Source organism: Streptomyces phaeoluteigriseus (assembly GCF_001896135.2).
GTDB lineage: Bacteria > Actinomycetota > Actinomycetes > Streptomycetales > Streptomycetaceae > Streptomyces > Streptomyces phaeoluteigriseus.
In genome coordinates, this window is sequence record NZ_MPOH02000019.1 from 309,934 (window position 1) to 320,349 (window position 10,416).

Sequence of the window (10,416 nt, forward strand, 5' to 3'; positions counted from 1 at the left end):
GTTCCGGGGGGGCGTGCCTCTGTGGGGCGGTGGGTCTCGGTGAGGGGCACGGCCTCAGTCATGAGCGCCTCCCCGGACGCCGTGCGCGCCTGCTTTCATCCAGCGGGCGCGACGCGCGCCGCGACGCCCCGAGGGCGGCTCCCGCGGCCACGTCGGAGGGGTAGTGCACGCCGACGACCAGGCGTGAGAGGCACATCGCGGCGGCGAGCGGGGGCACGGCGTACGCGCCGAGGGCGCCGTAGGCGACGGCGGCGGCCACGGCCGAGGTCGCGTGCGAACTGGGGAAGGAGTGCCGTCCGGCGGTGCGGACCAGGGGCTCGACATGCGGGGGACGCGGACGGCGCACGACCCGCTTCACGCCCATGCTGGCGAGGTGGGCGCCCGCGGTGAGCGCGGTGGCGCGCAGCCAGGCGCCACGCCGGGCGCGTCGACGGTGGCTCCCGCGAGGCCCGCCGCGATCCACAGCGCGCCGTGCTCGCCGGCACCGGACAGGGCGCGTGCGGCGGCCGCCACGCGCGGATCGGCGCCACGGGCGCGGATCGCCGTGAGGATGCGGCGGTCGATGCCGGTCTCCCGGTCGTCCATGCCGGTCTCCATGTCGTCCATGCCGGTCTCCAGGTCGTCCATGTGGATCCACTGTTCACGTCGGGTTCACCGGAACTCCGGCAATATTGGGCGACATCCCATTAATCACCCATTTCGGGGAGAGTGGAATGTTTCAAAACTAATCGCTTACTGAGGGGCGATACGGTCACCGACATGCCTGCCGAGACCGTTTCCGTCACGGGGTGGGGCCGCACCGCTCCCTCCACCGCCCGTCTGATCCGTCCCAGGACGTACGAGGAGGCCGTGACCGCCGTCCGGGACGCGGGGGCGCGCGGAAGCATCCCCCGGGGCCTGGGGCGGGCGTACGGGGACGCGGCGCAGAACGCCGGCGGGGCGGTCCTCGACATGACGGGCCTCGACCAGATCCACGCCATCGACGTGTCCGGCGGCAGCGTCCTGTGCGACGCGGGCGTCTCCCTGCACCACCTCATGGAAGTCCTGCTGCCGCTGGGCTGGTTCGTGCCGGTGACCCCCGGCACCCGCTACGTGACCGTCGGCGGGGCGATCGGCGCCGACATCCACGGCAAGAACCACCACGTGTCCGGCTCCTTCTCCCGGCACGTCGTCTCGCTGGAACTGCTCACCGCCGACGGCACGGTGCGCACGGTCCGCCCCGGCACCGCCCTCTTCGACGCGACCGCGGGCGGCATGGGCCTGACCGGCGTGATCCTCACCGCCACCGTCCGGCTCCACCCCGTCCGGACGACCCTCATGTCCGTCGACACCGAGCGCGCGACCGACCTCGACGACCTGATGGCCCGGCTCACCGCCACCGACCACCGCTACCGCTACTCGGTCGCCTGGATCGACCTCCTCGCCCGCGGCGCCGCCACCGGCCGCGCCGTCCTCACCCGCGGCGACCACGCGCCCCTCGCCGCGCTTCCCGCACGCGCGCGCAGCACCCCGCTGTCCTTCCGCCCCGCCCGGCTCCCGGCCCCGCCCGCGTACGTCCCCCAGGGGCTGCTCACCCGCCGGACCGTGGGCCTGTTCAACGAACTCTGGTACCGCAGGGCCCCTCGCGCGCGTACCGGCGAACTCCAGCGGCTGTCCGCCTTCTTCCACCCCCTCGACGGTGTCCCGCACTGGAACCGCGTCTACGGCCGCGGCGGCTTCGTGCAGTACCAGTTCGTCGTCGGACACGGCCGGGAGGAGACCCTGCGCCGGATCGTGGGCCGTATCGCGCGGCACCGCTGCCCGTCCTTCCTCGCCGTCCTCAAACGGTTCGGGGACGCCGACCCCGGCTGGCTCTCCTTCCCCGTGCCCGGCTGGACGCTGGCCCTGGACATCCCGGCGAACCTGCCCGGCCTCGGCGCCTTCCTCGACGAACTCGACGCGGAGGTCGCCGCCGCCCAGGGCCGCGTCTACCTCGCCAAGGACTCCCGGCTGCGCCCGGACCTGCTCGCCGCGATGTACCCGCGGCTGGACGACTTCCGCACGCTGCGCGCGGAGCTGGACCCCCGCGGGGTGTTCGTGTCCGACCTCGCGCGCCGACTCACCCTCTAGAACCACCCTCCGAACCCCCAGGAGCAGTCGTGAAGGACGCCTTCGGCCTCCCCCAGTCCCTTCTCGTCCTAGGAGGCACGTCCGAGATCGCGCTCGCCACCGCGCGCCGGCTGATCGCGCGCCGCACCCGCACGGTCCGGCTGGCCGGACGTCCCACGCCCGCCCTGGAGTCGGCCGCCGCCGACCTGCGCGCCCTCGGCGCCGACGTCCGCACCGTCGCCTTCGACGCCCTCGACACCGAGTCGCACGAGAGCGTGCTCGGCAAGGTGTTCGCGGAGGGCGACATCGACCTGGTGCTGCTCGCCTTCGGCGTCCTGGGCGACCAGGCGAGCGACGAACGCGATCCGGTGGCCGCCGTGCGCGTCGCGCAGACCAACTACACGGGCGCGGTGTCGGCGGGCCTGATCGCCGCCCGCGCGCTCCAGACACAGGGCCACGGCTCCCTGGTCGTGCTGTCCTCCGTCGCCGCCGAGCGGGCCCGCCGCGCCAACTTCATCTACGGCTCCAGCAAGGCCGGCCTGGACGCCTTCGCCCAGGGCCTGGGCGACGCGCTGCACGGGACGGGCGTCCACGTCATGGTCGTACGCCCCGGCTTCGTCCGGACGAGGATGACCGCCGGGCTGGAGGAGGCGCCGCTGGCCACCACCCCCGAGGAGGTCGCGGCAGCCGTCGAGCTGGGGCTGCGGCGCCGCTCGGAGACGGTGTGGGTGCCGGGGGTGCTGCGCGTGGTGATGTCCGGGCTGCGGCATCTGCCGCGCGGGCTGTTCCGCAGGCTGCCGGTGTAGGGGGCTCGGGTGTGCGGGGCCTCTCGCCCGGCTCAGCGGGTGGGGAGGGAACCGCGGTCCACGTGGGCGGCCTGCGGGGGCACGACCGGGCCGCCGAAGGTGTACTCGTGGAGCTTGCGCCAGATGCCGTCGGCGCCCTGCTCGTAGAGGGCGAAGCCGGTGCAGGACCACTCGGCCCGGTAGTCGGCGAGGTCCTCGTACGCGCGGTCCATCGCCGCCTCGTCGATGCCGTGCGCCACCGTGACGTGCGGGTGGTAGGGGAACTGGAGGTCGCGGGCGAGGGGCCCGGAGGCGTCACGGACCTGCTTCTGCAGCCAGGCGCAGGCCGAGGCGCCCTCGACCACCTGCACGTACACCACCGGCGACAGCGGCCGGAAGGTGCCGGTGCCGGACAGCCGCATCGGGAACGGGCGGCCTGCCTCGGCCACCGCGGACAGGTGCGCCTCGACGACCGGGAGGGCACTGTCGTCGATCTCGGTCGGCGGCAGCAGCGTGACGTGCGTGGGGATGCCATGGGCCGCGGCGTCGCCGAAGCCCGCGCGCCGCTCCTGGAGCAGGCTGCCGTGAGGCTCCGGGACCGCGATCGACACACCGATCGTTACGGACCCCACGTCGTCTCCTTCGTCGCGTCGGATGTGCCGGGCGCCCGCCCGGTGCCGGTTCGTGCCCGGCCGTACGGCTTTCGTACTCAGTCGTACGGCTATCGACTGTACGGCCACGACCGGGCTGGGGGCAGGCGCAGCGGAAGTGATGTGCAGCGCTCTGCCCGGTGGAACATGTGTGCGGTGCGCGCCCTCAGTGCTTGGCGGGCAGGAAACCCACCCGCTCGTACGTCTGCGACAGCGTCTCCGCGGCGACGGCGCGGGCCTTCTCCGCGCCCTTGGCCAGGATCGAGTCGAGCGTCTCCGGGTCGTCCAGATACTGCTGGGTACGGTCCCGGAACGGCGTGACGAAGTCGACGACGACCTCGGCGAGGTCCGTCTTGAGGGCGCCGTACAGCTTGCCCTCGTACTGCCGCTCCAGCTCGGCGACGCTGGTGCCGGTCAGGGTCGAGTAGATGCCGAGGAGGTTGCTCACGCCCGGCTTGTTCTCGGCGTCGTAGCGGATGACCGTGTCGGTGTCCGTGACCGCGCTCTTGACCTTCTTCGCGGTGACCTTCGGCTCGTCGAGCAGATTGATGAGCCCCTTCGGCGTGGACGCCGACTTGCTCATCTTGATCGACGGCTCCTGAAGGTCGTAGATCTTGCCCGTCTCCCTCAGGATGTGCGGCTTCGGGATCGTGAAGGTGTCGCCGAAGCGGCCGTTGAAGCGCTCCGCGAGGTCGCGGGTCAGCTCGATGTGCTGACGCTGGTCCTCGCCGACCGGCACCTCGTCGGCCTGGTACAGCAGGATGTCCGCGACCTGGAGGATCGGGTACGTGAACAGGCCGACCGAGGCGCGGTCGGCGCCCTGCCTGGCCGACTTGTCCTTGAACTGGGTCATGCGGGAGGCCTCGCCGAAGCCGGTGAGGCAGTTCATCACCCAGGCCAGCTGGGCGTGCTCGGGAACGTGGCTCTGCACGAAGAGCGTGCACCGGTCCGGGTCGAGCCCCGCCGCGAGCAGCTGCGCGGCGGCCAGCCGGGTGTTGGCGGACAGCTCCTTCGGGTCCTGCGGAACCGTGATCGCGTGCAGGTCGACGACCATGTAGAACGCGTCGTGGGACTCCTGGAGGGCCACCCACTGACGGACGGCACCGAGGTAGTTGCCGAGGTGGAACGAGCCTGCGGTGGGCTGGATTCCGGAGAGCACGCGAGGTCGGTCATTCGCCATGCCCACCATTGTCTCAGAGCGCGGGGACCGCCCGGAACGGGTCCCGGGCAGCCCTGCGGGCCGCCCGGGACACCGGTGTCAGCCGAGGTCGATCTCCGGGTACAGCGGGAAGCCCGCGACCAGGTCGGTCGCGCGCCGGGAGATCTCGTCGGAGACCTTCTCGTCGAGGACGTGGGAGGCCTTCGACGGGGCGCCCGACTTGGTCGTGCCCGGCTCGGTCGTCGTCAGGACGCGGTCCATCAGGGCCGCGACCTCGTCCATCTCGGCCGCGCCGAGGCCGCGCGTGGTCAGCGCGGGGGTGCCGATGCGGATGCCGGACGTGTACCAGGCTCCGTTGGGGTCGGCGGGGATGGCGTTGCGGTTGGTGACGATGCCCGAGTCGAGCAGGGCCGTCTCGGCCTGCCGGCCGGTGAGGCCGTAGGAGGAGGCGACGTCGATCAGGTTGAGGTGGTTGTCGGTGCCGCCGGTGACGAGGTTGGCACCGCGCCGCATCAGACTGTCCGCCAGCGCACGGGAGTTGTCGACGACGCGCTGGGCGTAGTCCTGGAAGGCGGGCTGCCGGGCCTCGGCCAGGGCCACCGCCTTCGCGGCCATGACGTGCGGGAGCGGGCCGCCGAGGACCATCGGGCAGCCGCGGTCGACCTGGTCCTTGAGGGAGTCGTCGCACAGGACCATGCCGCCGCGCGGGCCGCGCAGCGACTTGTGGGTGGTGGTCGTGACGATCTGGGCGTGCGGGACCGGGTCGAAGTCGCCGGTCAGCACCTTGCCCGCGACGAGGCCGGCGAAGTGCGCCATGTCGACCATCAGGGTCGCGCCCACCTCGTCGGCGATCTCCCGCATGATGCGGAAGTTCACCAGGCGGGGGTAGGCGGAGTAACCGGCCACGATGATGAGCGGCTTGAACTCGCGGGCCGAGACGCGCAGGGCGTCGTAGTCGATCAGGCCGGTCGCCGGGTCGGTGCCGTAGGAACGCTGGTCGAACATCTTGCCGGAGATGTTGGGGCGGAAGCCGTGGGTGAGGTGGCCGCCGGCGTCCAGGGACATGCCGAGCATGCGCTGGTTGCCGAAGGCCCGGCGCAGTTCGGCCCAGTCGGCCTCGGAGAGGTCGTTGATCTGCCGGGCGCCGGTCTTCTCCAGGAAGGGCGCCTCGACGCGGTCGGCGAGGACGGCCCAGAAGGCGACCAGGTTGGCGTCGATGCCGGAGTGCGGCTGGACGTAGGCGTGGCGGGCGCCGAAGAGTTCGCGGGCGTGCTCGGCGGCGAGGGACTCGACGGTGTCGACGTTGCGACAGCCGGCGTAGAAGCGGCGGCCGACGGTGCCCTCGGCGTACTTGTCGCTGAACCAGTTGCCCATCGCGAGGAGGGTGGCCGGGGAGGCGTAGTTCTCGGAGGCGATCAGCTTGAGCATCTCGCGCTGGTCGGCGACCTCCTGCCCGATCGCGTCGGCGATGCGCGGCTCGACGGCGCGGATCACGTCGAGGGAGGCGCGGAAGGCGGTGGACTCGGTGGAGAGGGGCTGCTGCTCTGACATGACATCGGCCTCCGGGTGGCGTGGCGTGCAAGCGGTCACGGTCTCGGTCTGGCCCAGGCGCACGGCACTCGGTCACTCCGGGCCGCTCCCCGATGGTCCGTCCCATCCCAGCGCGCCAGTCACGGCCCGCCGTCAGCCTACCGGGCCCGCCGGACGCCGGCCGTCACCCCCGGAGTCCCTGTCCGTGCCTTTCGACAGGGTGCGCGCCCGGTTTTCGGCCGTCCGCTTCGGGGCGGCGACGGTGTCGCAGGCGACGACCGCACGGGCGGCGGAACCGGGCCCGGACGGCGGGGCGGCGCTGTGCCCGCGGGCGGTGCGGCAGTGGCGGTTCGCCGCCGGGCGCGTGCTGGACGGGGCGCCGGCCCTCTTCGGGGAGGCGCCGGAGGGTGCCACCGAGAAGGCGGCCGCCGCGGGGCGCGCCGTCCCGTGGTCACGGCAGCACCCTGCAGAGCGCGTTCAGGGCTCCTGCCCAGGCGTGGTCCGGTGGGGTGCCGTAGCCGACGACCAGGGCGTCCAGGACGGCCGTGCGGGCCGATTCGTGGCGGAAGTAGGAGAGGCCGTACAGGGCCAGGCCCTGCCAGGCCGCTGCCTGGAGCACCGACTGTTCGGTGCCGGGCGGGAGGCTGACCACGGCGTGCAGACCGGCCGCGATACCGGTCACGTGGGCCTCGGGGGCGTGCTCGGCCAGGGCCGTGACCAGGGCGTCACGGCGACGGCGGTAGCGCAGGCGGGCCGAGCGGACGTGGCGGTCGTAGGCGCCGGAGGTGAGGAACTCGGCCAGGGTCAGCTGGTCCAGAACGCCGCAGGTGTCGATGCCGCCCTTGGCCCGGGCGGCCTGCTCGGCGAGGCCGGGCGGGAGTACGGCCCAGCCGAGCCGCAGGGCGGGCGCGAGGGACTTGCTGGCGGTGCCCAGATGGACGACGTGGTCGGGGTCGAGGCCCTGGAGGGCGCCTACGGGCTGGCGGTCGTAGCGGAACTCGCCGTCGTAGTCGTCCTCCAGGACCAGTCCTCCGGTGCGGCGCGCCCAGTCCACGACGGCCGCCCGCCGGTCGCGGTGCAGGGGGACACCCATCGGGAACTGGTGGGCGGGGGTCAGGAGAACCGCTCCGGCGTCGTTCAGCCCGTCGGGGTCGGTGCCGAGGCGGTCGAAGGGCAGCGGGACGGTCCGCAGTCCGGCCGCCGTGAGCTGCTTCTCGTGCTCGTCGAGGCCGTACGACTCGACGGCGACCGTGTGGACGCCGCGGGCGCGCAGGACCTTGCCGAGCACCTGGAGTCCGTGCGCGAACCCGGCGACGACGAGGACGTGTCCGGGGTCCGTGCGGACGCCGCGGGCACGGGCGAGGTAGCCGGCGAGGGCGGTGCGCAGTTCGACTCGGCCGCGCGGATCGCCGTAACCGAGGGCTTCGTTGGGGGCGGCGGTGAGGGCGCGGCGGGCGGCCTTGAGCCATTCGGCGCGCGGGAAGGAGGCGAGGTCGGGGGTGCCGGGGCGCAGGTCGTACGCCGGGCGGTGGCGTTCCCTGGGCGCCCGTGCCGTACCGGTCGGCGGGACCACCGGCCGGTCCGCCACGCGTGTGCCGGAGCCCTGTCTCGCGGTCAGCCAGCCCTCGGCGACCAGGTCGCGTACGCCTCCGCGACGGTGTTGCGGGCGACGCCGAGGTCGGCGGCGAGGACGCGGGAGGAGGGCAGCCGGGTGCCGGGGGCCAGCCGGCCGCCGCGGACGGCCTCCCGCAGGGCGTCGGTCAGGCCGCGCCGCACGCCGGGACCGGTCGGTTCGAGGTGCAGGTCGACACCCAGAGTGGCCCACGATTTCGCCATGGAAATGGACCATACCCGTGGGCAGCCTCGCTCCTAGGGTCGACGACATGACCAACGAAGGCATCACGAACGACGGCATCGCGAACGGATCCGACAGCACGACGACCGTGGAATACGCCCCCGAGCACACCCCCCGGCTGGCCTGGGCCGAGCTGGCTCCCGAGGTCTACAAGGCGATGGTCCGGCTGGACGCGGCCGCCCGGAAGGGCCTCGACGCGAAGCTGCTGGAGCTGGTGAAGATCCGCGCCTCGCAGATCAACCGCTGCGCGCTCTGCGTGGACATGCACAGCAAGGACGCCCTCGCGGCCGGGGAGAGCGTCGAGCGGATCGTGCAGCTCAGCGCCTGGGAGGAGTCCGGGCACTTCTACACGGAGAGGGAGCTGGCGGCGCTGGCACTCACGGAGTCGGTGACCGTCCTGACGGACAGCTTCGTGCCGGACTCGGTCTACGAGCGGGCCGCCAAGCACTTCGAGGAGGCAGAGCTGGCGCAGCTGATCGCCTCCATCACGGTGATCAACGCGTGGAACCGGTTCGGCGTGACCTGCCGGCTGGTGCCGGGGCACTACCAGCCGGGGCAGCACCGGTGATCGGCCCCGGGACCGGCGCCCGCGACGCCTCACCGGGGAGCACGTCATGGTGACCAAGGCCGACACCTTCCGCGCCCTGCACCGTGGGCGGCTCCCCGACGACCCGTTGGTCCTGCCGGGGCCGTGGGACGCGGCGAGCGCCCGCGCCCTCGCCGACGCCGGATTCCCGGCGCTGGCCGTCCCGAGCGCCGGGGTCGCCGCCTCGCTCGGCCACGCGGACGGGGAGACACCGCCCGAGGAGATGTTCGCGGCGGTCGCGCGGATCGCCCGCGCCGTGGACGTACCGGTGTCGGCGGACGTCGAGGACGGCTACGGCCTGCCGCCGAAGGAGCTGGTCGAACGGCTGCTGGAGGCGGGTGCGGTGGGCTGCAACCTAGAGGACTCCCACAGGAACTCCGGCAGGAACTCGGGCAGATATTCCGGCAAGGACTCCGACGGGGGTGTCCTCAAGGACGCGCACGCGCACGCCGACTGGCTCGCGGAGGTGCGGTCGGCCGCCGCCGACCAGCTCTTCGTGAACGCGCGGATCGACACCTTCCTCCGCGGCGAGTCCGACCCGGCCAGGGCCATCGAGCGGGCCGCGCTGTACGTCGAGGCCGGCGCCGACTGCGTGTATCCGATCGGCGCCCCCGTCGCCGTACTGCCGCTGCTGCGGTCCGGGACGCGGGCGCCGGTCAATGTGCTGGCGCGGATCGACGAGGGCCCTCGCCCGCCGAACTCGGCGAACTCGGGGCCACCCGGGTCACGTTCGGACCCGGGTTGCAACGGCGGGCGACGGCGGCGGCCGCGGAGATCGCCGCCCGCATGCGCTAGCCGGGGTCCGTCGTCAGGACAGCCACGTGCGCCAGGTCGACTCGTGGCTGTCCACCCACCTCTTCGCCGCCTCCTCCGGGGTGAGTTTCCGGTCGGCGATCAGCAGGGAGACCATGTTCTGGTCCTCGGTGGTCCACCTGAACTTCTTCAGGAAGGCCGCCGCCTTGCCGCCGGTCCTCGCGAAGTCCGCGTTGAGGTACTTCTGCAACGGGGTCCGCGGATAGCCGCAGGCGACCTTCTCCGGGTCGGCGTCGCAGCCGTCCTCGTACGCGGGCAGCTTCACCTCGGTCATCGGGACCTTCTCGAACAGCCACTGCGGGGAGTACCAGTAGGTCAGGAAGGGCTTCTTCTCCTGGGCGAACCGGCGGATCTGGGTGATCTGCGCGGCCTCGGAGCCGGCGAAGACGACCTGGTAGTCCAGGTTCAGGTTCTCCACCAGCGCCTTGTCGTTGGTGACGTACGACGGGGAGCCGTCCATCAGCTGGCCCTTGCCGCCGCTCTCCGGGGTGCGGAACTGCGAGGCGTACTTGTTCAGGTTCTTCCAGTCGGTGACGTCCGGGTGGGCCTTGGCGAAGTACGTGGGGACGTACCAGCCGATGTGTCCGGTGACGCCGAGGTCGCCGCCGCGCGCGATGGTCTTCTTGTCGACGACGTAGCGCTGTTCCTGGTCGGGGTGGCCCCAGTCCTCCAGGAGCGCGTCGACGCGGCCCTGGCTGAGGGCGTCCCAGGCGGGCACCTCGTCGACCTGGACGGTGTCGACGCGGTAGCCGAGTTCGTGTTCCAGGAGGTACCGGGCGACGGCCACGTTGGCCTGCGCGCCCACCCAGGACTGGACGGACAGGGTCACCGTCCTCGCGCCCTGGGCGTTGGCGAAGGGCGAGGCCTGCTCGGTCATGTCGGCGGCGCCGCAGCCGGTCAGCAGCAGCAGGCCCGCCGCCGCGGCCGCGGTGGTCGTACGGAGTCGCATG

The 10,416-nt window shown here is 72.7% G+C and carries 7 protein-coding genes, 3 pseudogenes and 1 riboswitch; of the genes and pseudogenes, 4 read left to right on the top strand and 6 right to left on the bottom strand.

Going from position 1 to position 10,416, the window contains the following annotated elements; translation table 11 throughout:
• Positions 1–54: 54 nt before the first annotated feature.
• Positions 55–585, bottom strand: a pseudogene (locus BM536_RS31015) (phosphatase PAP2 family protein).
• Between the two features lie 174 nt (positions 586–759).
• Here BM536_RS31015 and dprE1 point away from each other — a divergent pair.
• Both dprE1 and dprE2 read left to right on the top strand, forming a co-directional pair.
• Positions 760–2,109 (top strand): decaprenylphosphoryl-beta-D-ribose oxidase, encoded by a 1,350-nt coding sequence (gene dprE1 / locus BM536_RS31020; protein ID WP_094103775.1) that lies wholly within the window; start codon positions 760–762, stop codon positions 2,107–2,109.
• Between the two features lie 29 nt (positions 2,110–2,138).
• Positions 2,139–2,894: a decaprenylphospho-beta-D-erythro-pentofuranosid-2-ulose 2-reductase gene (dprE2, locus tag BM536_RS31025; RefSeq protein WP_073497943.1), complete on the top strand. Its 756-nt coding sequence runs from the start codon at positions 2,139–2,141 to the stop codon at positions 2,892–2,894.
• Positions 2,895–2,926: 32 nt separating this feature from the next.
• Here dprE2 and BM536_RS31030 read toward each other — a convergent pair whose 3' ends face one another.
• The 4 genes and pseudogenes from BM536_RS31030 to pdxR form a co-directional block, all read right to left on the bottom strand.
• A complete protein-coding gene (locus BM536_RS31030; RefSeq protein WP_073497945.1) occupies positions 2,927–3,505 on the bottom strand; it encodes a 2'-5' RNA ligase family protein in 579 nt (192 codons plus the stop codon).
• 184 nt (positions 3,506–3,689) lie between these two features.
• On the bottom strand, positions 3,690–4,703 hold the full coding sequence (gene trpS / locus BM536_RS31035; protein ID WP_073497954.1) for a tryptophan--tRNA ligase: 1,014 nt from the start codon (positions 4,701–4,703) through the stop codon (positions 3,690–3,692).
• Between the two features lie 78 nt (positions 4,704–4,781).
• A complete protein-coding gene (locus BM536_RS31040; protein ID WP_094103776.1) occupies positions 4,782–6,233 on the bottom strand; it encodes a glycine hydroxymethyltransferase in 1,452 nt (483 codons plus the stop codon).
• A 44-nt stretch (positions 6,234–6,277) separates the two neighbouring features.
• Positions 6,278–6,366: riboswitch (ZMP/ZTP riboswitch) on the bottom strand.
• A gap of 297 nt (positions 6,367–6,663) precedes the next feature.
• Positions 6,664–8,048 (bottom strand): annotated as a pseudogene (pdxR, locus tag BM536_RS31050) (MocR-like pyridoxine biosynthesis transcription factor PdxR).
• Positions 8,049–8,095: 47 nt separating this feature from the next.
• Here pdxR and BM536_RS31055 point away from each other — a divergent pair.
• Both BM536_RS31055 and BM536_RS31060 read left to right on the top strand, forming a co-directional pair.
• Positions 8,096–8,635 (top strand): carboxymuconolactone decarboxylase family protein, encoded by a 540-nt coding sequence (locus BM536_RS31055; RefSeq protein WP_079275205.1) that lies wholly within the window; start codon positions 8,096–8,098, stop codon positions 8,633–8,635.
• A 46-nt stretch (positions 8,636–8,681) separates the two neighbouring features.
• Positions 8,682–9,448, top strand: a pseudogene (locus BM536_RS31060) (isocitrate lyase/PEP mutase family protein).
• Positions 9,449–9,461: 13 nt separating this feature from the next.
• Here BM536_RS31060 and BM536_RS31065 read toward each other — a convergent pair.
• Positions 9,462–10,415 (bottom strand): ABC transporter substrate-binding protein, encoded by a 954-nt coding sequence (locus tag BM536_RS31065; RefSeq protein ID WP_073497949.1) that lies wholly within the window; start codon positions 10,413–10,415, stop codon positions 9,462–9,464.
• Between the last annotated feature and the right edge of the window lies 1 nt (position 10,416).